Here is a 23,392-nt window from a genome sequence, read left to right as displayed (position 1 = left end):
CTTATCGCCAAGTCTTTTTGCGTTTCCAGCGAGTGGCTGTCGCAGTGTTGTCTTTGGTTTGTCCCAAATAGAACTCTTTAATATCATCAGAGTGCATCAATTGGTCCGCTGAGCCTGCCATAACGATACGCCCGGTCTCAAGCACATAGCCGTAATCCGCTGCTGCCAAGGCTACCCTTGCGTTTTGCTCAACGAGTAAAATGGTCACGCCTTGCTCTTTATTAAGTCTGCGAATAATTGTAAATATCTCTTGCACCAGTAGTGGCGAGAGTCCAAGAGAGGGCTCATCAAGGAGCATAAGAGAGGGCCGTGACATCAGCCCGCGCCCGATAGCGAGCATCTGCTGCTGACCGCCTGACATGGTGCCAGCCGCTTGGGTGCGCCGATCTTTGAGTATAGGAAAGTACTCATATATCATCTCGACATCACGCTGTATCTCACCTTTATCGCGCCGCGTATAAGCGCCCATCGCTAAGTTCTCAGCGACATTCAAGAACGGAAATACCTCGCGCCCTTCTGGTACGTGCGAGAGCCCCTTTTTGACCAAGCGATCAGGTTCAATGCCATCGATACGCTCACCGTGGAACCATACTGCGCCTTTACGGGGATTGATGACACCAGAGACAGTTTTCATCAGGGTCGTTTTGCCTGCGCCATTAGCGCCCAAGATAGTAACAATCTTGCCCTCTGGCACCTCCAAACTCACGCCTCGCAGCGCCATGACTGGACCATAAGCGGACTCTAAATTACGCACCTCTAACACGTTGTTTTTGATCTCAGAGTCGACCAAATTCATCTGGGTTGCAGGCGCGGCAGAGGACAGCGGCTTTTTAATAGTTGACATCACGCACCCTCCTGACCTAGATAGGCCTCGATAACTTGTGGATTGGCTTGTACATCGGCGGCGGACCCTTGCGCCAAAAACTTACCTTCAGCCACTGCCAATACTCGATCTGATACCCGATTTACTAGGCTCATGTCATGCTCTACCATTAGGATCGTTAGACCAAGATCCTTTTGCATATCCTCAATCCACCACGCCATCTCGGACGTCTCCTCGACGCTGAGACCAGAGGCGGGCTCATCGAGCAAAATAAGCTTAGGATTCGCCGCTAATGCGCGCGCAATCTCGACAACCTTCCTAATACCGTAAGGCAAGCCTGCAATCAGCTTATCCCGATAAGGGGCTAACTCTAAAAAATCGATGATCCTCTCGACATGCAATCGATGCTCGCGCTCACTACGGCGTACTTTTGGTAAAAACAATAAATCTTGTATCCAATTTGTGTTGCGCTGAGAATGGCGACCGATGAGCAAGTTTTGTAGCACGCTTGAATGATCAAACAATTCAATGTTTTGGAAGGTACGGGCGATACCTAGTTTGGCGATATCGTGAGCAGGCAGCGTAGTGATATCGGTGCCATCAAAGGTAATACGACCACTGAGCGGCTCGTACAGACGGCTAATTAAGTTAAAAATCGTTGACTTGCCTGCGCCATTGGGGCCGACAATCGTGAATATCTCGCCTTCGTTTACTTCAAAGCTGATGTTATCCACGGCTTTTACACCGCCAAAGGCAATAGATAAGGAGTCGACTTGTAATAAGCTCATCGCATACGCTCCGTTTTAAGATAAGTTTTGGAACGGCGAAACAGACCTTTTCGATACAGTGGAAACAGCTCAAACCAAGTCCGTATTTTTATCCACATACCATATATGCCGCGCGGCTCATAGATGATCATAATCACGATAACTAGAGCAAAAAGCGCGGTGTCGACACCAGGGATGCTAGTGATGCTAGAGCCTGTGCTTTGACCGACAACGTCGCCTAAGATTGCAATGACTTGCGGTAATAAAACAACAACGACGGCACCGAAAAACGCGCCGTGTATAGAGCCTAGGCCGCCAATGACGATCTGTAATAGTATGGTGATAGAAATAACAACCGTAAAGCTCTCGTAGTTGACCGCTTGCACAAAATGCCCGTACATTGCGCCGCCGATAGCGGTAATCGCGCAAGATAGGCTAAAGGCAAGGGTTTTGGCTTGCGGTACATTGACGCCAAGCGCGCGGGCGGAGACTTCGCTATCTCTAATGGCTAAGAAGGAGCGCCCCGTACCGCTTCTAAGCAAGTTGATATATCCCAAGGTCACAAGTATCACAAGCGCAAGGCACAAGTAATAAAAGGCCTTTGGCGTAATGTAGCGATCGATAGTGTAGCCAAAGAGGTTAATCGGAGAGGCAAAGGTGCCAGAGATGCCGCCGGTAATCGGCTCAGCTACAATCGCAATATCCTCGACGATAATACTGAGCGCTAAGGTTGCAATAGCCAAATAGATACCGCTGGTTCTCAGAATCGGTCTGGCAATGATAGCGCCAATAGCCCCAGTGATGAGCGCGCAAGCAATCAAAGCGGGGAAAAAATTCCAGCCGCGTGCCATCAGTGCCATATGACTAAACGCACCAATAGCCATAAAAGCGGCATGCCCTAAGCTGACCTGTCCGGTATGTCCGGTCAACAGCATCAGACCGAGGCCTGTAATAGACCAGATCAATATAGCGCTCAGCTCACTAATGTAATAGTTGCTAAGTAACCAAGGCGCCATTAAAAGCAGCAAGAGAAGAACGCCGTATTTTATGACGTGACGTTTGTCCTCAAAGATATTGATATCTTGGTCGTAGCTGTGTTTAAACTGGGATTTCATTGGCAGTGTTCATCCTTGAAATGTTTTAGCCATCCTTGGCTTAACGCGTCTATACTTTTTTCTGTTTGACCTGAGAAAAAATACCGCCTGGGCGTACGATTAACACAATAAGCATCACCACATAAGGCGCAATTTGACTCAAACCCAGCGGCAAATAGCGACCTGCAAAGGGCTCTATAATCCCAACTAATAATCCACCAGCTAAAGCTCCAGGCAAGGAGCCTAAGCCGCCGATGACCGCAGCGGCAAAGGCCTTGATACCAAATAGCAAACCAACTGAGGGCTCGATAGCGCCTTTTGCCGCAAACAATATACCAGCAAGGGCGGCGACAACGCCTGACAATGCCCAAACGATACCATTGACCCGCTTAACAGGAATGCCCATATAGTAGGCGGCCATCTGATTTTGACTACTCGCCTGCATGGCAATGCCAAGCCGGGTATGAGCAAAAAAGAAGTATAAAACGGAGGTTAACGCAATGGTGGATATGATGATGATGATATCGACGTAAGCGATACTTAGCGAGCCGAGTGCTATCATCTGGCCTGAAAATGGCGTCTGTAGAGAAACGGGGCTATGTCCCCAGATGACACCGGCGACAAAGCGCATCAAAAAGCCAAGCGAGATGGTCAAGATCACCATAGCAAATTGCGGCTGACCAAAGATACCACGCAGTACAAAGCGATCGAGTAAGTAACCAAATGCGCCCATAATAACGGCAGCAAAGGTAATACCCAATAAGAAAGGAAGGTTAGCTTGATCAGTATTAATAAAGGATATGCCTAAAAAGGCACCGAGCATGAGCATATCGCCTTGAGCGAAATTTACCGCTTCTGAAGCTTTGTAAATCAATACAAAACCTAGCGCCAATAGCCCATAGATACAACCATTAGCAATCCCGCTAATGAGCAGTTGTAGGATATCCATAAAGTCCCTTTTGTCTTAACATTGTCATCCGTGACCCTGTTTAAAGTAGCCATTTAAATAGGCTGCTTTCTGATTGTGCTCTTAAAGAATATCATTTTCTTTAAGTTAAAATTATTTAGATATCAGCAAGCTAGCACCTAAAATACTAGTAACAAATAATCTTAGGACTTTCACTCTATAGCAACTCATTATTGATGTCTATAAAGAATATCGGTTTATTTGGTGGGGTTATTCATTAACATGACATTAGTAGAGAAAGCTTGTTTAAATCTTTCATAAAGCGCATTTATCTTGAAATAAGCGAGCAGGCGCGCCTAAACGTCTCATGACTTACCATGATATAATTTGACCCTTTATCTAATCCTATTCTAAAAGTTGCCACCATGAGTCAAATGCCAAGCCAAACGCCAATAGCCAAGTCAGATAACCAATTCGATGTCATCATCATTGGCGCTGGCGCTTCAGGCTTGTACTGCGCGTTGACCGCAGGTCGTAGAGGTCGCCGCGTACTGGTGCTTGATCACGCCAATAAAGTCGGCAAAAAAATCCTTATGTCGGGCGGCGGTCGTTGCAACTTTACTAATTACTTCGTTGAGCCTGAGCATTTTGTCAGTGACAACCCGCATTTTTGCAAGTCAGCACTGAGCCGTTATCCCAGCTGGGAGTTCATCGCTATGGTTGAGGCGCACAATATCGCCTATCACGAACGTGAGCACGGTCAGCTGTTTTGTGATAATTCTGCGCAAGATATCGTCACTATGCTGCTAGATGAATGTGCGGCGGTAGGCGTACAAATACGTATCAATACACAAATCGATAAGGTGACTGTCATCGACGATACACCTAACAACTTTGTGCTAATGACCCGTAAAAAACTCAGTAAAAAAGATGTCGCAAACGATGTAAAACCCTCAAGCCATACATATAGCTGTGCCTCACTAGTGGTAGCAACAGGCGGTCTATCTATTCCGACGATGGGTGCCAGCGGTCTCGGCTATGAGCTGGCGCAGCAATTTGGGCATACGCTGATTCACACTGATGCCAGCCTCGTACCCTTTACCTTTACGGATAAAACAGGCGAGCTGATTCGGGCTTTGGCAGGTATTAGCTTGCCCGTAGTGGCGAGCAATGAGCGTACCTCATTTAAGTTGCCGCTACTGTTCACTCACCGCGGCCTGTCTGGTCCTGCCATGCTCCAGCTCTCCAACTACTGGGAAACGGGCGAGAATATCACTATTAATCTGCTACCTGATATCGATGTCACTGCCCTACTCCTCGCGTACAAAACCTCTCATCCTAAGCAGCTTATCCGTACGGTCTTAAGCGAAAATACTAATAACGCTTTACCCAAAAAGCTACTGGTTGCCCTGCAATCTATGCTATGGGATGATAGCAAAGACATTGAGCTTGCCAATATCAAAGATGAACGCCTAAGCGAGATCGGCAATGCTATTAATGGCTGGCAGATCAAGCCCTCAGGCACTGAAGGCTATCGCACCGCTGAGGCCACCCGTGGCGGCATCAAAACCGATGAGGTCTCGTCTAAAACCATGCAAAGTCGATTGCAGGAGAATCTGTACTTCATCGGGGAAGTGCTCGATGTCACAGGCTGGCTTGGCGGTTATAACTTTCAGTGGGCTTGGGCGAGTGGTTTTGTTTGCGGCGAGGTGGTTTAAACTGCTAAGCACTAATAATGTCGTGATGATAGAACAAAATGATGAGCTACTTAGCAAACAAAAGATTTTAGTCAATAGAATAATCAGCTATTAAAATAAGCTTAGAAAAAGCCGCGTTACTAACAGAGTAGAGCGGCTTTTATTGTATCTTGATGACCAAAAAATATTTCCCAATCCTAAACAAATTTTTGTTTCTTAATTGTTTCTATTATGTTAGTATGGCAAAAACATTTGTTTGGTCTATCTCTAATTTTTAACATCATTATTTTTATTGTAATTATTAAAAAAGGATTTTTATGATTAAGAAAAAACTTACTAAACCTTATCAATTATTGACGCTAGGGTTAACTGCAACTCTACTGCTTGTAGGCTGTGACGATGACTCAAACAATAATTCAAATACCACCCCTAACATCGAAAATCCTACAAATCCTAGCGAAAATTTGGGAAGTATCTCAGGGTCAGTAGTCGATCAAATAAGTCTAGAGCCAATAGCTAATGCCACTATTATAGTAGCAGGACAGCAGTATACTAGCGACGCTGATGGTAAGTTTCAGTTGACTAATTTAAAGGTTGGCGAAACGGTAACGCTAATAATCAATGCTGAAGGTTATCCAGAGCGTAGCTTTACAACATCAGTATCTAATGGTACTGCCACAGAGGTAGAGTATCAGCTCAATAACGATAATACTGTCGTGTCAGTTACTCAAGTTGCCTCAGAAGCCTTCAATCTAGTTATTGAAGATTTGGGTGCACAAGTACGTATTCCTGCCAATGCCTTACAACGCGCTGATGGACAACCCATCGTCGGTAACGTCACTGTCAGTATGGATGTTGTGACCCCAAGTGTTGATCCAGAAGAGATGCCAGGCGGCTATGGTATCGTAGGCGGCGGTTTTATGGAGAGCTGGGGCGCTTTGATTATTACCGCTCAAGATGATGACGACAATGAGTTGGTATTAGTAGAAGGCAATATGGCCTCATTGGTTATCCCAGTATCCACTAGAAGTTTAGCACCACTACAAGAGCAATTGCCTTTATTCTTTTATGACATCGTACAGCAAAGCTGGGTTCAAACCAGTACTGCTACCTTACAAACCTTAGTCAATGGCACACAGGTTTATGCTGCTGATGTGAATGAGATAGGATCATGGAACGTCGATGTCGCTATGGAGACTGTCAATGTCATTGGCTGCGTTGCAGATACTGATGGCGTTCGGATTGACAATGCATTGGTTAAAGGCGATGGCATCAATTACTCTGCTATTACTACTGCTATTACAGATAGCAATGGCGACTTCTCGTTACCGGTGCGCCGTGATAGCAAAATGCTCGTTTTTGCTCAAAACGGTAATCGCACTTCTAACGCTCAATCTATTATTACTGCAAGCGGCAACTATCGTATTACCGAAGGATGCTTAACCGTTAGTACAGAGAACGATAGTCTGTCTATTCGTCTCACTTGGGGCGAGCAGCCAGAAGATGTCGACTCGCATCTTCTAACCCCTTCAGGTGGTCATATTTTTTTCGCAAATGAGGGAAGATTGAGTGCAGCGCCGTTTGCTAATTTGGATGTTGATGATACCGATAGTTTCGGTCCTGAATTTATTACAGTACGTAATCTGATGATAGGACGCTATCGTTACGGCGTAGAGAATTTTAGCGAGACTAAAAATCCTGGTCTTAAAAACTCTCCTGTTAATGTATTTCTAGCCGGGCCAACTATTCGTAGCCGTACGCTAACACCAACAGTAAACGATGATAACATTAACAGTATCTTCTGGCATTCGTTTGATTTAGTTGTAGATGAGAGCTGTAACATCACTTACGAGTCTGTAGATCGTTGGTTAACAGATGAAGAAGCATTCAATACGTTTGAGGTTGTAGCCTCTACTCCTCGTTATTGTGTTGCTCCTTAAGTTATTTTAAGTTGCTCGTCTCTTTCATTAAAAAAGCCACCTTACTACTACAGTAAGATGGCTTTTTACTGTCTTAGTTTTTCAAAACTAAGCCTGCTTTTGTTTCAAATACGGATAGTCGGTATAGCCCTCGCTACCGCCGCCATAAAAGCTTTCTGGATGCTGCTCATTAAGCGGTGCATTTTGACGGATACGCTCTGCTAGGTCAGGATTAGCGATAAAGTCACGACCAAAGGCGACCGCATCAATGTAGCCTTCGCGTACATTTCTCTCAGCCTTTTCGGCAGTGTAGCCACCCGCTGCAATAATGGTATTATCAAAAGCATCACGAATACGCTGACGGAAACCATCATTGTACGGCGTACCACCCGCCCAATCTGGCTCCGACAGATGAAGATACATCAGATCACGTTTGTTGATTTGCTCAATCAGCCAGATGTTGTCGTCTTCCTCATAGCCTGCTTCTACGGCGTTAAACGTACCTTGTGGCGAGAGTCTGACACCGACATGATCGTTGTCCCACTCTTTGACACAAGCATCAATGATATCTAACGTTAGACGCGCGCGGTTCTCACGACTACCGCCATACTCGTCATCACGCTTGTTGGTTTGCTCCACCCAAAACTGATGCAACAGATAGCCATGAGCGCCATGTACTTCTACGCCATCAAACCCTGCCTCTTTCGCCGTTTTGGTTGCATGAGCAAAGTCTGCAATGACTTGTTTGATCTCATCGAGCGTCGCAGCGCGTGGCGGCGTGGTCTCAACGCGGATCGCTTTATTATCACTATCACGCAATGAGGTGCGAGCGCCGACTTCAACGTCTGATGCTGAGATGGGCGCTTTGCCATCAGGTTGTACGCTATCATGCGATACCAGACCCGTATGCCATAGCTGTACGACGATCTTACCGCCCTTGGCATGGACATTGTCAACGATCGCTTTCCACGCGGTCATTTGATCTTGCGTATGCACGCCAGGCGCGCCCGCGTAGCCTTTGGCTTGGAACGACACTTGCGTGGCCTCTGCAATCACCAGACCTGCGCCAGCGGCGCGCTGCGAGTAATATTCGCCCGCTAGAGCAGTTGGTACATCGCCTGGCTCAACTGCGCGCAGACGGGTGAGCGGTGCCATAATAATGCGATTTTTTAGAGTTTGAGTACCCATTTTTACGGGTTCAAATAGATTGTCATATGCCATAAAAGTGCCTTGTTTGTCGTTGTTGACTTGTAGTTGTTGAATGAATGCTCAATACGATATGTTCAGTACTATATCAATACGATATGTTCAGTACTATATCAATACGATATGTTCAGTACTATAAAGGAATCTGCTAGCGACTCTGAAAAGTTTATAAGTGATTAAGTCAACAGAATGTATCTTTACGTGCTGTGAGCGTAAAATAACTGGTGAGCGAGTGATTTGCTTGATGAGGCACGAGCGCTGCTATTCAAGTTTGATTTACAAACGAATACATGAAGCCAAAGTATCTCATCAAACCTAAAATATATTCTCAAATCTTACGATCTCATTTATTGACTATAGGAGCACCCTTAGTGCAAAAAACCCTAATGCCTTTGATAATAGCTATTAGCTTATTACCTCTGACGGCTTGCAAGCCCAATCCAGACATGACCCATCCTGCGCCTGCTCAAACAGATAACACTGCGATTACAGAAGCCACAACGGCAAAATCACTGACCAAAGCGGTCGTATCTGCGTCTGAAAATCAGCTGACAAATGAGCTTATTTGTACAAGGCTGAGTCAGACTATAAATAAGATCGATAATACGAGTAAAATTGAGGACATTTATGCCCTTGAGCGCCAGTTAAACGCCTGCCTACCCATCGCCAATAATTCTGAGATATTAAAGTGGCTCACGGACTATCAAGCGATGTATGCTCGCTTTTTGTCCATCGATCACGATATGGACGATGAAAACTTTTATACCATCATGAGCCTAGCAGAACAACACATCGAAGTGCCATCAGAACACCTAAAAACGACCAGCCCGCGTTTGCGCTATCTGATCAAGCTGGTGGAGAGTGATGCTGACGTGAGCATATTGTATATCGGTGAGGGTCTATATGTCTTTCACCACGATCTACAAGCTATGGCAGATCTTTTTGCTCCTTACTTGCCTAGTGATCAAGCCAAGTTTGTTGAGCGTATGGCCATGGATAATCAAGATATTTTTTGGAACGATGCGGCGGTTGCCGTGCCTTTTGCAGAAGTGATTGATCGTGCCATCTTTTGGGAGAACTACATACAGACGTACCCAGACAGCTATTTCATTAAAAATGCAAAAAACTTGTTTAAGATGTATCGTTATACCCTCTTTTTCGGTTCTGACAATACGGATTGGATCGATGACTTATCTCGCGAATTTTATGATCCTGCGTACGAACCCATGATAAGAAAACTTAGCGCGCGTCCTAATAGCATATTGGCTAAAGATGCCAAAACCTTGCTCAAATTTATGGCAATGTCTGATAATGAACGTAAACAAAAATATCCAACGGACGCTCAAAATGAAGAGAATAGCGAATGGGCAGCTTGGGCAAAAGCCTCTGAGCAATTAAATCAAGCCCTACCTATACCGTCACCGTGGGGGGATAATGACGATAATAATTATAGAGATTGCCTGAGCAGTATCATTTGCATAGATTATGATTATTAATAAAAAAACGTTTGATAGTATGCTCTATCAAACGTTTTTTTATATCAAGAGCAGATAAGATTTGTATTCTATAGCGTCACTTTGTCCAAAATAAAATCAATATCTTTATCGCCGCGCCCTGATAGATTGACTAATATAGTCTCATCAGGCGACATGTCTTTTGCCACTCGCATCGCATAGGCAATCGCATGTGCGGTCTCAAGCGCTGGGATGATACCCTCTAATCGTGACAACGCCATAAAAGCGTCCAAACACTCGCTATCGGTTGCCGACTCATAAGTCGCCATATTGTTATCTTTTAGTAGCGAATGCTGCGGGCCGACGCCCGGATAATCAAGACCTGAGGCGATTGAATGCACAGGCGCAGGCTCGCCCTCTTTATCAAGTAGCACGTAGCATTTAAAGCCATGAATCTCACCCTTGATCCCAAGCGTCATCGTCGCCGCATGATTGGGGGTATCCAAGCCCTCACCCGCAGGCTCGACGCCGACTTTTTCAACGTCCGTATCACCCAAGAACCCACTGAATATACCGATAGCATTGGAGCCGCCACCGACACAAGCCACTACTTTATTGGGCAACTGACCAGTCGTCTCCAAGAACTGTGCGCGCGCTTCACGGCCAACGACCGACTGAAAGTAGCTGACGATTTCAGGATACGGCGCAGGGCCTAACGCTGAACCAATGGCAAACATACTGTTATCTAAATCACCAAGATAGGTCTCAAACGCGCTATCGACCGCTTCTTTGAGCGTGCCTGCGCCGCGCGAAACAGGTACTATTTTGGCGCCTAAGATTTTCATTCGGCTAACATTGGGATGCTCTTTTTCGATATCGACCACACCCATATGGATCTCACACTCAAGGCCCATTAGTGCTGCTGCGGTTGCTAATGCCACACCATGTTGTCCTGCACCTGTCTCGGCGATAACTTTAGTTTTGCCGAGCTTTTTGGCGAGCAGTACTTCACCTAGGCAGTGATTAATCTTGTGCGCACCCGTATGGTTTAAGTCTTCACGCTTAAAATAAATCTGCGCGCCGCCGCAATGCTCGGTTAAGCGCTTAGCATGGAATATCGGACTAGGTCTGCCGACGTAAGTCTCGCGCAGACGTTTCATCTCTTTGATGAAGTCATCATCTTTGATGATCTCACGAAAACCTACCTCAATCTCCTCCATAGCTTTTGCCAATTCGGGATGACCGATCTTGCCGCCAAACTCGCCATAAAGACCGTCGCTGCTGGGCAGGAGTAATTGATGTAAGCCGTAACTGTTTGCCGTATTTTCAGTTGTCATCGTTAAACCTTAGTTTTTGGGATTTTAGTCTTTGGAATTTTAGTTTTGAAGCTTTAATATCTGGAAATTATCCAAGCAAATTATTTTTGTGGCGTTATAATAAGGCCGTTGTATCCATGTTCTAGTACACTGAAACGTATTTTAAGTTAAGTCCTGTATAAGGTCAATAACTAGAGTTGATTTGCACGTATTTATAGTGAGCTTTTATTAGCTGGTTTGATTCATTTAAGAGGATGTTGAAATGCGACAAGATGACCATCAGGCAAAAAATCAGGCAAGCGATGCTTATGATTATCTACTTAAGCTACTGGTAGAGACGGATGACAGAACGCGCCTATCAGCGATATTTAATGCGCTCATGACGGAAAAAGAACAAACAGAGCTGGCCAACCGCTTAACTATATTTGTGCTATTGCAACAGGGCATGACCCAAAGAGAGATTAGCGCCCAGCTTGGTGTCGGTATCGCAACTGTATCAAGGGGTGCTAAGGTGTTTGAGCAGCATCAGGTTGATGCGTGGTTAACTGATATTGGTAAAGAGATTAAGCTGTGAAGTCTGCATAGCGGCTGCGTATTGGGATTGGGTTTGGCGACTGACGAAGTTGGCCGCGTCAAAAGGCACAAAAATATTTATGTGCAAGACGGCGCGTTAATCCTTGGCAGCGCAGGCGTCAATCCGTATGTGTTTATTACCGGACTTGCTGAGCGTAATATGGCGAGGATTTTGAGGGAAGATTTTGGGTAGGGTTTGTGGGTGTTAGGGTCTGGTTAGATGAAAAACGCTCTTTATGGGCGTTTTTTATCTAACTAATTTTTATAGCAATAACTTATTGGCCGTTTGTCACTCTTACCTGCGCCAAGCAAAGAATTACGTGCATAACCCTATCTGCTACAGAGCAATTGAATGCTTCTGATGGACTTATCGCATGGCATACGTCATTACGTATATTCCAACCTCTCTGTTCTGTGAGTAATATCCTAAAATAAAATGATAAATCAATACCAAAGCATTCTTGGACTTTCTCATCTCTAAGTAAGTCATCAAAGGTTCTTAACTGCAACCCACCTTGCCTATTTCTTTTTGAAGTTGCCCCTCCTGTTAATTCGACTAACGACCGAATAGCAGCTTCTGTTTGAGGTACTAATATATGTATTGCTGAAATATAATCTTGATCCAAATACGCTTGTAAACCAGCATGTATAAGATCCTTTTTTGTTTCTTCAAATATAGGTGACGCTAATACAAAGTCAGCCAAATCTTGCACTTTTATATTATAAACTTCTAAGGCCTTTTTTAATGAATGCTTAAGAAAAAAGGCGTTAGTATTTAAATTACTAGAAAGTTGGTGAATCACGTGCCCTTCTAAATCGTCTTCAACGCTGCCAATATTTGCGATAGGTCTGCCTTTGTGATCTTGAAGTGTCTTAGTAAACAAGTATGTCAGCGGATAATTTTTTGCTAGCTCTAAAACCTGCTCCTCTACTTGATCTTTCTTTGGGATAAAATGTGCTGCAATTCTTACAAGTGTATTTTCTAGACCACCATTTGTCATTGAGTCGAGATAAGCTTCTAACTGTTCTTTTGGTATCTCTATGCTGTGAGAGAAGGATTGCATACTATCTACAACTTTTGGACCTATCTCAGTTATCTTTCTCGTTACTCGCTCTATGTCACTTTTCATATTGAAGCTAACATATATATTGTGCACATGTTGCAACCATGAAGAAGCTTGTATAGGTGCCACGTCATCGCACGCATCCTCGAAACTTTTACCAACTACCTTTATTACTCGAGTTGCTTCTTCTTTATTTCCTTTAACTCTATAATAATCTGCTAAACGGACGCCTGCTGACTCACACCCCCATGGAGAGCTATCTTTAGAAAGTCGAGTTAATCGCTGCTCAAGATCTTCTATCAATTTTTCTCTTTGATCCTCAGATAGATACTTGCTCTTACCTAAAACAAAAAGATCGAAGCAAAACCCCCAAAGTCCTGCTTTACTATCCTCCGCTATACGATCTTCAAGGTTAATAGCACTTTCAATACACCTTTTTATGAGATCGCTATTATTTAAGCCAACTGCAACCTTGTAAGCTCTAATAATTTTTTTAATAGCTTCAGTCGGATTCTTACAAAGATCTTTATCTGTTATCTCAAGAAGCGCGTTTATATAATCAACGGCAATAGTATATTCAGGTTTTTTATTAATGGCAGGTTTAGAAAAATCCCATATAAGACCACAATAACGTGCTTTTAATATTGGGTTAGAGGTACTTTTTGATCTACTTATCCAGTGTTCCACAACTTCTTCAGTAATCGAAGAAATGCTAGGGCTTTCATAAGCCTTACCGTCATCTCCAAACCATACCATCATAGGACCAAAGTAAGTACCCCAACCACTCTGTTTATGCTGATAGTCTTCACAAAATCCAAATGCAATTCTCTCTGCAATAGACTCCGAACTTGGATCTTCGTGTGTAACTTCATTAATCTTTGTTGCAATGGATGACTCGGTAATCTTTTCATCTGACTTATCCAACTCACTAATTAGCTGGGCTAGCTCAATATTCATCGCCATTCTCCGTTAAAACCATTCAAGACTTTACTCAGCGAAATAGTTTTTTTATTTACTTAAGTTTAGTCCTAATAATAGCATAGGAGTAAGTGAAGCTTTAAGATATCAATGGTCAACTTGGGGAGCGTTTTAGCCCTGATAGTAGCGGTATCCTCACGCAGACGATGGCGATGCGGAATATGGCTGGAGGTGGTCGCTCGAATGTTGGAACGCCCCCAGACAAACCAGTCCGCACGCCATCGACAAGTTAGATACAAGCGGATAGCAGAATTGGCTCCAACAAATACTTTTCTTTCAAAACCTATAAAATCTCGTCCAAAATACTCCGCCTCCCCCTACCACACACCCATTGAATTAAAACCTCACATCAGCAACAATAAAGGGTATCTACTATTAATAATAAAAAGGACAAAAAATGAAACTGCGCATTCTAAAATCTGCCGTGACTAACCCTTGGTTTAACCTCGCCACCGAGGATTGGATATTTAATACGCTCAATCCCGACTCGCACACGCTATTTTTATGGCGCAATTCTGAGACCGTGGTCATTGGGCGCTCGCAAAACCCATGGGTAGAATGCAAAATCGATAAGATGGAAGCCGACGAGGTGTTTTTGGCGCGGCGTCAGAGTGGCGGCGGCGCGGTGTTTCATGACTTGGGCAATACCAACTTTACTTTTTTATCGCCTAGAGACAATTACGACCAAGAAGCGAACTTTACCATTATCATCAATGCGCTAAAAAAATTGGGTATAGACGCGGAGTTATCTGGTCGTAACGACATGCAAGTCGGTGATAAGAAGATATCAGGCAGCGCCTTTAAATATGCGGCGGATCGTAGCTTTCATCACGGCACGTTGCTGGTGAACGCCAATATGCAAAAGCTGGGCGATTATCTCAATCCGCATCCGCTTAAGCTTAAAGCTAAAGGCATCAAATCGGTGCGTTCTCGCGTCGCTAACCTCGTTGAGTTTAATGCAGACATCAATCATGAGACTTTATCCGAGGTGATTATCGAGGCATTTTGTGAGTATTATAATGATATCGCGCCAGTCGAAGAATTAGATGAAGCCAGTCTCGCCAAGCAGCCAGCGCTTAATAAATATTATCAGCAAATGGTAGATTGGGATTGGCGCTTTGGTAAGACGCCGCAGTTTAGCCATCATATCGAGACTCGTTTTGATTGGGGTATTATTGATTTGCATATGGACGTGCAGCAGGCGGTGATCACTGAGGTGGTTATCTTCTCGGATGCGCTAAATGTAGAATTAATTGAGCTATTAAAAGAGACTTTAACAGGTATTAAATATGATAAACATGAAGTAAATGCCAAGCTTGGCGAGCTAGCTAAAGCGCATGCTGAGTTGGCGGCGCAAGTTAGTGATGTCTCGGAATGGTTGCTGAGTGAGATGGAGGGTTAAGGTTTTGCGGTTATAAACAAGGTACAGTCTTACAACCGCTACTATTTTATTCTAAGCCATCCAAAACGGCTTTAACCTCAGTGACATACTGACCCAAATCTGGCTCCAAATTGAACCCTTCAACTGGCGTGGGCAAGCCCTTTTGCTTCCCTAATCTAACGATAATCGCGTTCTCCTCTGGGAGCACGAGCACGCGCTGGCCTAAATGTCCCAGCATCGCATAATAAGGTATCGGACTGTCCATATCCGTCCATACTGAATGTCCGTAGATTGGCGCATAACCGTCAGGAAAGGCATCTTTATTGGGCGTAATCATAAAATCTATATGCTCTTTGGTGAGTAATTGCTCGCCCTGCCACTCGCCACCGTTCACTAGTAATTGCCCAAATTTGGCAAAATCAAGCGCACTGGCATTGAGGCAGCAATATACCTTTTCGATATTCGCAGCGCCATCAAGCGACCAGTAGGCGTCGCCTTGCATGCCTAAAGGTTGCCAAAACTTCTCTTCCAAGTAACTAGAAATAGTATAACCGTGCGGTTCTAACGCCCTTGATAATGCAATCCCCAGCATTTGCGTATCGCCGGAGGAGTATTCAAATTGACCACCGCATGGCTCAACAAAATCACGATTGACCATTTGCTTGACCAAGTCATGACCGTAATAAGATTCAGCCGTCGGGTTAATGGGGAAGTAATAATCCTCGGTCCAATCATAACCTGAGGTCATCGCTGAGAAATCTGCAAGGGTACAATTCTGCGCGTATTCGCTATCTGCGTATTCCGGCAACCACCTAGTAATCGGCTCATCGACGCTGCCAATATAGCCGTCTTCTACGGCTTTGAGATAGAGCATAGTGGTGACAGTTTTTGCCATCGAAAAGCTATTGGTGTGCGAATTGGCATCGTAACCTTGCCAGTAGTTTTCGTACACTAGCTTGCCGTCTTTGATAATTGCAAAGGCCACCGTTTCGTCGGTATCTAAGGCGTTTTGTAAGGTTGGCGTGAGTTTGACTTGCTCAAAGCTTGGATCTTTTTCCCAAGCGATAGCGTCTTTGGCGCGAATCGTACGATTATCAAAATCAATATAATCATCGATATTGGCAGTGGCTTCACCTTTAAGATAAGTGAGCTGTAAGCCGCGGAAGATATAGCCATTGCCTGTCACTACTAGACCTAAACTGATAATAATAAGCAGCGCTAAGATAGGTAACACAATCCATTTAAACAGAGTCTTTAACACAGCCATGTTCAAATCCTTTTTTATGGCGTGAATGATGAGTACGATTGAGTATCATTGATAGGATTTAATCTAGCATGAATGGAGTGTTTTGGGAGGTGGATTTTTGAATGGTGAGCTTAGAGTGTAGGCTGGGTTTTTAGCCCAGCTTTGAAACTTTGCAAAGTCAAAATGCTGGGTCAAAAACCCAGCCTACACATAATTTTATGATGCGCTGGACGTACCCTATGACCACGACCAATACTTGCAAGAAAACAGCTCTTACCGCTAGCCCTGACGGACGCGGTATCCTGTCGCTGATGATGGCGCTGCGGACTCTGGCTAGGGACGGTATCGAGGTAACAGGAACGTCACTAGACAGTTTAGTCCGCACGCCATCAGCAAGGCAGATACAAGCAGACGGCAGGAAATTGCTCCCCTACCGTCTGCTAACTTGCCCTAAGAGTTTAAACCAACCCTAAATCTGCACCGCGACCTCAGCTCCATCACGAATGGCACGTTTGGCATCCAGCTCAGCGGCCAGTTTTGCGCCACCAATCAAATGATACTGCGCATTTGGCGCATCGCCAACGTTTGGCATCAGTTCAGCGACAGACTCTTGACCGGCGCAGACGACGACGCTATCGACACGCAGTAGCTGGCTTTGACCTTGTGGATTAGTCACCCAAATGCCTTCGTTGGTAATTTTGTCGTACTGCACGCCTGAGACTTGAATGACGCCGTGCGATTTGATATGCGCGCGGTGTACCCAGCCTGAGGTTTTATTTAACCCTGCACCCAAACGGCCCTTGCTGCGCTGCATCAGATACACTTGGCGAATCGGGGTGATGCCTTCAGGCTTAATTAAGCCGCCGTCCGTTTGATAGTTGGTGTCACTAGTGACGCCCCATTCTTCGCGCCACTCCTCAACAGATTGTGGCTCGGGGCGATAGTTTGGATCTTTGAGCGTTTCAGGGCCGAGCTCATCTAGCGGCTGACCGTGACGCGCAGTGAGGTATTCGCTCACATCGAAGCCGACGCCGCCAGCTCCAATGACTGCAACGGTATCGCCGACAGATTTTTCACCGGATAATAATTCGGCATAGCTGATCACTTGCGGCAGGTCTGCACCTTCGAGTTTGCCATCTAAGCTTTTAGGCACCACGCCTGTGGCGACAACGACGTGTTGAAATTTACCCTCCTCAAGCATGGCTTTGTCGACTGTAGTATTTAGGTTAATCTCAACGCCTAAATGCTCAAGCTCATTGATGTAGTAGCGAATGGTCTCAAAGAATTCTTCTTTACCTGGGATGACTTTGGCGTAGTTGAACTGCCCGCCCAAGATATCTTTAGCTTCAAAGAGCGTGACGTCATGACCGCGTAGCGCAGCTACGTGAGCCGCTGACATACCTGCGACGCCGCCACCGACGACAGCCACTTTTTGTGGCTTTTTGGTTTTGGTATAGACCAGTTCAGTCTCATGACAGGCTTGTGGGTTGACCAGACAGGTTGAGCGCTTATTGGCAAAGGTGTGATCGAGGCAAGCTTGGTTACAAGCGATACAGGTATTGATACGATCGGCTTGACCGTTTTTGGCCTTGTTGACCCAGTGCGCATCAGCGAGGAAGGGACGCGCCATTTGAATGAGATCGGCTTGGTTACTTGCGACAATATCTTCTGCCGTATCTGGCATATTGATACGGTTTGCCGCCATCATTGGAATACTGATGTGCTTTTTGATCTCGCTTGTGAAGTCAACAAAAGCGGCGCGCGGTACGCTAGTCACAATAGTCGGTACGCGTGCTTCATGCCAGCCGATACCCGTATTCATAATGGTCACGCCAGCAGCTTCTAGTGCTTTAGCGACGGTGATGACCTCATCCATGACGTTGCCATCTTTGACCAAATCGATGACAGATAGACGAAATATGATAATAAAATCTTCACCAACCGCAGCGCGCACCGCTTTGACGACGTCAACGGCGAGTTTCATACGTCCTTTAATATCACCACCGTACTCGTCATCACGCTGATTAACATGGCTTGATAAAAACTGATTGAGTAAGTAACCCTCAGAGCCCATGATCTCCACGCCATCATAGCCTGCTTGCTTAGCCAATTTGGCAGAGCGCGCATAATCTTCAACCGTTTGCTCGATTTTGCTAATACTCATCTTACGTGGTTTAAATGGCGTAATCGGTGATTGAATCGGGCTTGAGGATAGGATAAATGGATGATAGCCGTAACGACCACTGTGCAATATTTGCATAATGATTTTGCTATCGTACTTGTGCGCGGCGCGAGTCACGCGTTGATGATTGATAACATCTGCTCGCGTATTCATAGTGCCGCCAGCAGGCAACAGCCAGCCTTCACGATTGGGCGAGATACCACCCGTAATCATCATCGCTACGCCGCCTTTAGCACGCTCAGCGAAATAGGCGGCAAGCTTGCCATAGTTATAAAAACGGTCTTCAAGTCCAGTGTGCATCGAACCCATAACTAAGCGATTCTTAAGCGTAGTAAAGCCTAAATCTAGCGGCTCAAAAAGATGAGGATAATGCGCGTTAGCATTAGCAGTGTCTATTGTATCTGTCGTGCTGGCAGTGCTTTTAGCTGAGGTGCTGGCGCTCATAGGGTCGTCCTTGTCAACGAGATAAAATTAAAAATTATAGTTATCCTACCACACCGCTACGACTATCAGCTATGCGGACAAACGACTGATGAGTGAGCATTAGATCAATATCAATATCAGTAGGCTCAAGGCCTCTTAAAAATCATCCCAAATTAAGCCCACTTTTGACGTGTCTTTGGCTATAATAAAGGCTAGCTGTTCGCCTAAGAGCCGTTATTATAAAGACAATCGCCACCCAAATACGATAAAGGACTATCATAATGACCGACTTTCACACAGGTCTTGGCAAAAACGCTGCCAATTACCAGCCGCTCACCCCTATTGATTTTATTATTCGTAGCGCTCAAGTTTATCCTGATAAGACCGCTATCATCTATGATGACCTTGAGCATAACGAATTAACTCAAACTTGGGCGCAGACCTATACCCGTTGCCGCCAGTTATCTGATAGCTTGCGCAAATTAGGTGTGGATAAAAACGATACGGTGGCTGTCATGCTGCCTAATACGCCAGCCATGGTAGAGGTCGCTTTTGGTGTGCCCATGTCAGGCGGCGTACTGTGTACGCTAAATACACGCCTTGATATCAATGCGCTAACCTTTTGCGTGCAGCATTCTGAAGCCAAAGTTTTGATCATGGATAGCGAGTTTGCTGACTTGGCTGAGATTATCGATGAGACCTTTCCTAATCTGATCGTCATTCATGCCACAGATAGCGCTCTTGATGTGGAACGCTTTGGTAAAATGAGCTATGAAGAGCTAATCGCCAGCTCAGATCGTCTGGATAATTGGGAAAAACCTGAAGACGAATGGGAAGCGATCGCCCTCAACTACACCTCTGGTACCACAGGCACCCCCAAAGGCGTGGTCTATCATCATCGCGGCGCCGCGCTAAACGCAGTCTCCAACATTCTAGATTGGGATATGCCAAAGCATCCGCTGTACCTATGGACGCTGCCTATGTTTCATTGTAACGGCTGGTGCTTTCCGTGGACTATCGCTGAGCGTGCAGGCACTAACGTCTGCCTGCGCAAAATCGATGGCAATTTGATATTACAGATCATCGCTAAGCACAAGGTTAGTCATTACTGCGCTGCCCCTATCGTCCACAATATGATCGCAGGTGGGGAGGCAAGGCATAAAGACGCTATTAATCATAACGTCAAAGGCTGGGTCGCAGGCGCGCCGCCGTCAGAAACCATGCTTGCTGCTATGGAAGCTATGGGCTTTGATATCTCTCACGTTTACGGGCTGACCGAAGTGTATGGACCCGTCACTGTCTGTGCCGAGCAAGACCAGTGGGATGATCTTGATGTGACAGGACGCGCGCAAATGAAATCGCGTCAAGGCGTACGCTCGCATCTAATGACAGGGTTTGAGGTGCTTAGACAAGGTACGAGCGAACCGGTTGCCGCTGATGGTGAGGAGATGGGCGAGCTGGCACTACGCGGTAATATGATCATGAAAGGTTATCTCAAGAGCCGTAAAGCGACTGAAGCAGCATTCAAAGATGGTTGGTTCCGTACTGGTGACTTAGGAGTCAAATACCCTGATGGCTATATCAAAATCATGGATAGACTCAAGGACATTATCATCTCAGGTGGTGAAAATATCTCCAGTATCGAAGTCGAAAACGTCTTGTACAAAATGCCTGAGGTCGAAAGCTGCGCAGTAGTCGCCGCCCCTGATGAGCGCTGGGGTGAAGTGCCTGTCGCCTTTATCGAGATTCATGAAGGCAGCACGCTACAACGCGATCACGTCATCGCGCATTGCAAAGAGCATTTAGCAGGTTTTAAAGTACCTAAATATATCGTCTTTGCCGAAATACCCAAAACCAGTACCGGTAAAGTACAAAAATTTGAGCTGCGCCAAGCGGCTATTTCACTTGCTCACGAGACACCAAAGGTGACCTCCAGTGCAAAGTAGCGATATGGTTTTAAATTATCTGCGCTAAAATATCAAAAAGGCTCCGTCTATTTTTTAGACGGAGCCTTGTTTTATTTGCTTTGTTAATACTAGCTTATTTTTGGCTCAAGCCATTGAAAGGAAAGCATCCCAACGATCATCGCAGGGATAAATATAAAGGCTTGCCACGCTCCTGTACCCAGTAACACGATACCTGGGCCTGGGCAAATACCAACCAGACCCCAACCGATACCGAACATCATGGCACCGATAATAAGTCTTTTGGTGATGACTGTTTTGCCTGGCATATCAATTTCAGTACCGATCCAGCTCAGCTTTTGACGCCGCGCCAATTGCACACCAACCAGAGCTACCGCTAAGCCGCTGCCCATGACAAGTGCTAGTGAGATATCCCAAGCGCCAAAGACATCCAAAAACCCTAAGACCTTTTCAGGATTGGTCATGCCTGATATCAGCAGCCCAAACCCAAATAGCAAACCAACTAGTAATCCGATTATATTTTTTAGCATTGTCTTCTCTTTATCATCTATTATTGACTATGGCCTCTCAACCAACTCACCTTTTAAATCAGTTTAAGGCTAAATCAAACCCAATACTTGTCTGCCGATATAAACGGTGAGAATGCCAAAGAGCATAAAAGTTACGGTCGCCACCATTGAGCGTGGTGACAAGCGCGCGTTACCACAGATACCATGACCACTGGTGCAGCCAGAACCCAAACGCGTACCAAAGCCAACCAGTAGCCCTGCGCCAATAAGTAACGGCAATGAGCCGGTCACCTCCATAGGCGGTAGCGGCGCGATAAGCTGATACAGTATCGGCGAGACAATCAGACCTAAGACAAATAATATCTGCCACAGCTCAACGCGTTTAGGTTTAAGTAAGCTTGCACTAATGCCACTAATGCCCGCAATGCGCCCGATGCCTAACAGTAGCACTACGGTGGCCACGCCTATGATAAGACCGCCTACCAAGGAGATAGGCGTAAAGGCTTGCCAATCAATTTGTATGCTCATAATTGTTACTCAATTTAAATATGCTAGTTAGAGGCGTGCCGATATCAAATACCTATAAAATCGACAGCATCTATTTATAAAAAAACATTATATTATAAAACATAACAAATAGCCAAAAAAAGTGCTAAGCCATAAAATAGATAGACTCAGCACTTTTTAATTCATCAAAACTTAATGGGTTTAACACTTAGTGAATAGAGTGATTACTTAGCAACGACCTCATCAAGAACTGACTCAAAACGCGCTACCGCACCGTCGACATCTGTTAGTTTATCAAGACCAAATAGACCCAAACGGAAGGTCTTAAAGCTCTCAGGCTCACCGACTTTTAGAGGAACGCCTGCGGCAATCTGCATGCCCGCCTCAGCGAAGGCCGCGCCTTTATGCATATCGTCACGATCGGTATAAGAGACCACAACGCCTGGCGCTTTGAAACCATCAGCCGCTACGCTTTCAATGCCTCGGCCCTCTAGTACGTCGCGAACACGCTTGCCAAGCTCCCACTGCGCATCAGATAATGTATCAAAGCCGACTGCTTTGGCCTCCAAAATAGTATCGCGGAACTGACGCAAACCATCAGTTGGCATCGTGGCATGATAAGCATGACCGCCGTTTTCATAAGCGCGCATGATAGTGAGCCACTGCTTTAGATCTAGGCTGAAGCTGGTAGATTCAGTCTCCTCTACCTTTTTGACAGCGGCATCGCTTAGCATCACAAGACCGGCGCAAGGGGTGCTGCTCCAGCCTTTTTGCGGGGCGCTAATGAGTACATCAATACCCAAGTCTTTCATATCGAGCCAGACGCAGCCTGAGGCGATACAGTCGATGACGAGTAGACCACCCACGCTATGCGTGGCATCACTCAATGCCTTGATATAGTCATTAGGCAAAATGATACCCGCTGAGGTTTCAACATGCGGCGCAAAGACAATCGCCGGTTTTTCGGCTTTAATCTTGGCGACAGCTTCATCGATATCGACTGGCGCAAAGGGTTTTGGCGCCTCAGTGTCATCAGTACGATTGGCTGTCAAAACGGTAGAGGATTTGGCGATCTTGCCTTTTTCTAAAATCTGTGTCCAGCGGTAGCTAAACCAACCATTACGGATGATAAGGCAGTCCTCATCACGGGCCAACTGATTGGCAACCGCTTCCATACCATAAGTGCCCGCACCAGGGACGATGACCACAGCGTCAGCGTTATAAACTGACTTAAGCTCACTAGATAGATCATTCATGACCTGCTGAAATGCCTTTGACATATGGTTTAAAGCGCGATCGGTGTAAACCACTGAATACTCTAATAAGCCGTTGGGATCGATATCTTGACGTAATGCGGTCATGGCGTGCTCCTAGTTGGTAATTTATTAAAATAGAATTTAAAAGTGTTATGGTAAAGATTA

20 protein-coding genes are annotated in these 23,392 nt (G+C 45.5%); 8 read left to right on the top strand and 12 right to left on the bottom strand.

Going from position 1 to position 23,392, the window contains the following annotated elements; translation table 11 throughout:
* Position 1 precedes the first annotated feature (1 nt).
* The 4 genes from ACR64J_RS01165 to ACR64J_RS01150 are packed head-to-tail and all read right to left on the bottom strand — an operon-like array spanning position 2 to position 3,633.
* Positions 2-844 (bottom strand): ABC transporter ATP-binding protein, encoded by an 843-nt coding sequence (locus ACR64J_RS01165; RefSeq protein WP_435950113.1) that lies wholly within the window; start codon positions 842-844, stop codon positions 2-4.
* Positions 844-1,611, bottom strand: coding sequence for an ABC transporter ATP-binding protein (locus tag ACR64J_RS01160; protein ID WP_435950112.1), 768 nt, complete (start codon positions 1,609-1,611; stop codon positions 844-846). The genes ACR64J_RS01165 and ACR64J_RS01160 overlap by 1 nt, the downstream gene beginning before the upstream one ends.
* Positions 1,608-2,705, bottom strand: a complete 1,098-nt coding sequence (locus ACR64J_RS01155; RefSeq protein WP_435950111.1) for a branched-chain amino acid ABC transporter permease — start codon at positions 2,703-2,705, stop codon at positions 1,608-1,610. Before ACR64J_RS01155 ends, ACR64J_RS01160 begins: the two co-directional genes overlap by 4 nt.
* A gap of 49 nt (positions 2,706-2,754) precedes the next feature.
* Positions 2,755-3,633, bottom strand: coding sequence for a branched-chain amino acid ABC transporter permease (locus ACR64J_RS01150; protein WP_317199564.1), 879 nt, complete (start codon positions 3,631-3,633; stop codon positions 2,755-2,757).
* 383 nt (positions 3,634-4,016) lie between these two features.
* Here ACR64J_RS01150 and ACR64J_RS01145 point away from each other — a divergent pair, with 383 nt between their 5' ends.
* Both ACR64J_RS01145 and ACR64J_RS01140 read left to right on the top strand, forming a co-directional pair.
* Positions 4,017-5,309 carry an NAD(P)/FAD-dependent oxidoreductase gene (locus ACR64J_RS01145; protein WP_435950110.1) on the top strand — a complete coding sequence of 431 codons (1,293 nt, stop codon included), beginning with the start codon at positions 4,017-4,019 and terminating at the stop codon, positions 5,307-5,309.
* A gap of 296 nt (positions 5,310-5,605) precedes the next feature.
* Positions 5,606-7,228, top strand: a complete 1,623-nt coding sequence (locus ACR64J_RS01140) for a carboxypeptidase regulatory-like domain-containing protein (protein ID WP_435950109.1) — start codon at positions 5,606-5,608, stop codon at positions 7,226-7,228.
* A gap of 87 nt (positions 7,229-7,315) precedes the next feature.
* Here ACR64J_RS01140 and ACR64J_RS01135 read toward each other — a convergent pair whose 3' ends face one another.
* Positions 7,316-8,428, bottom strand: coding sequence for an alkene reductase (locus ACR64J_RS01135; protein WP_435950108.1), 1,113 nt, complete (start codon positions 8,426-8,428; stop codon positions 7,316-7,318).
* A 356-nt stretch (positions 8,429-8,784) separates the two neighbouring features.
* On the opposite strand from ACR64J_RS01135, the gene ACR64J_RS01130 reads away from it, so the two are divergent.
* Positions 8,785-9,909: a hypothetical protein gene (locus ACR64J_RS01130; protein ID WP_435950107.1), complete on the top strand. Its 1,125-nt coding sequence runs from the start codon at positions 8,785-8,787 to the stop codon at positions 9,907-9,909.
* Positions 9,910-9,977: 68 nt separating this feature from the next.
* Here the strand turns inward: ACR64J_RS01130 and trpB are convergent, their stop codons facing one another.
* Positions 9,978-11,204 (bottom strand): tryptophan synthase subunit beta, encoded by a 1,227-nt coding sequence (gene trpB, locus ACR64J_RS01125; RefSeq protein WP_435950106.1) that lies wholly within the window; start codon positions 11,202-11,204, stop codon positions 9,978-9,980.
* Positions 11,205-11,445: 241 nt separating this feature from the next.
* Here trpB and ACR64J_RS01120 point away from each other — a divergent pair, with 241 nt between their 5' ends.
* A complete protein-coding gene (locus tag ACR64J_RS01120) occupies positions 11,446-11,757 on the top strand; it encodes a Trp family transcriptional regulator (RefSeq protein ID WP_435950105.1) in 312 nt (103 codons plus the stop codon).
* Between the two features lie 33 nt (positions 11,758-11,790).
* Positions 11,791-11,949, top strand: a complete 159-nt coding sequence (locus ACR64J_RS01115) for a hypothetical protein (protein WP_435950104.1) — start codon at positions 11,791-11,793, stop codon at positions 11,947-11,949.
* 82 nt (positions 11,950-12,031) lie between these two features.
* On the opposite strand, the gene ACR64J_RS01110 is transcribed toward ACR64J_RS01115, so the two are convergent.
* Positions 12,032-13,777 carry a DUF4209 domain-containing protein gene (locus tag ACR64J_RS01110; protein ID WP_435950103.1) on the bottom strand — a complete coding sequence of 582 codons (1,746 nt, stop codon included), beginning with the start codon at positions 13,775-13,777 and terminating at the stop codon, positions 12,032-12,034.
* Between the two features lie 418 nt (positions 13,778-14,195).
* On the opposite strand from ACR64J_RS01110, the gene ACR64J_RS01105 reads away from it, so the two are divergent.
* Positions 14,196-15,200 (top strand): lipoate--protein ligase, encoded by a 1,005-nt coding sequence (locus tag ACR64J_RS01105; RefSeq protein WP_435950102.1) that lies wholly within the window; start codon positions 14,196-14,198, stop codon positions 15,198-15,200.
* Between the two features lie 46 nt (positions 15,201-15,246).
* On the opposite strand, the gene ACR64J_RS01100 is transcribed toward ACR64J_RS01105, so the two are convergent.
* Positions 15,247-16,446: a serine hydrolase domain-containing protein gene (locus ACR64J_RS01100; protein ID WP_435950101.1), complete on the bottom strand. Its 1,200-nt coding sequence runs from the start codon at positions 16,444-16,446 to the stop codon at positions 15,247-15,249.
* A 197-nt stretch (positions 16,447-16,643) separates the two neighbouring features.
* Between ACR64J_RS01100 and ACR64J_RS01095 the strand changes: the two genes are divergently transcribed.
* Positions 16,644-16,898: a hypothetical protein gene (locus ACR64J_RS01095; RefSeq protein ID WP_435950100.1), complete on the top strand. Its 255-nt coding sequence runs from the start codon at positions 16,644-16,646 to the stop codon at positions 16,896-16,898.
* Here ACR64J_RS01095 and ACR64J_RS01090 read toward each other — a convergent pair.
* Positions 16,895-19,051: an FAD-dependent oxidoreductase gene (locus tag ACR64J_RS01090; RefSeq protein ID WP_435950099.1), complete on the bottom strand. Its 2,157-nt coding sequence runs from the start codon at positions 19,049-19,051 to the stop codon at positions 16,895-16,897. The genes ACR64J_RS01095 and ACR64J_RS01090 overlap by 4 nt on opposite strands.
* Before the next feature lie 260 nt (positions 19,052-19,311).
* Here ACR64J_RS01090 and ACR64J_RS01085 point away from each other — a divergent pair, with 260 nt between their 5' ends.
* The gene (locus ACR64J_RS01085; RefSeq protein WP_435950098.1) at positions 19,312-20,976 is read left to right on the top strand and encodes an AMP-binding protein; all 1,665 of its coding nucleotides are present in this window, start codon (positions 19,312-19,314) and stop codon (positions 20,974-20,976) included.
* A gap of 89 nt (positions 20,977-21,065) precedes the next feature.
* Here ACR64J_RS01085 and ACR64J_RS01080 read toward each other — a convergent pair whose 3' ends face one another.
* The 3 genes from ACR64J_RS01080 to ACR64J_RS01070 form a co-directional block, all read right to left on the bottom strand.
* Positions 21,066-21,485, bottom strand: coding sequence for a DUF6691 family protein (locus tag ACR64J_RS01080; protein ID WP_435950097.1), 420 nt, complete (start codon positions 21,483-21,485; stop codon positions 21,066-21,068).
* A gap of 69 nt (positions 21,486-21,554) precedes the next feature.
* The gene (locus tag ACR64J_RS01075) at positions 21,555-21,992 is read right to left on the bottom strand and encodes a YeeE/YedE family protein (protein WP_435950096.1); all 438 of its coding nucleotides are present in this window, start codon (positions 21,990-21,992) and stop codon (positions 21,555-21,557) included.
* Between the two features lie 203 nt (positions 21,993-22,195).
* Positions 22,196-23,332 (bottom strand): aminotransferase class V-fold PLP-dependent enzyme, encoded by a 1,137-nt coding sequence (locus tag ACR64J_RS01070; protein WP_435950095.1) that lies wholly within the window; start codon positions 23,330-23,332, stop codon positions 22,196-22,198.
* Between the last annotated feature and the right edge of the window lie 60 nt (positions 23,333-23,392).

Origin of the sequence: Psychrobacter sp. DM8, from assembly GCF_051307025.1 — a bacterium.
Taxonomy (GTDB): Bacteria; Pseudomonadota; Gammaproteobacteria; order Pseudomonadales; family Moraxellaceae; genus Psychrobacter.
Note: the sequence above shows the minus strand (reverse complement) of the source record. Positions and strands in the feature narration are given on the sequence as shown.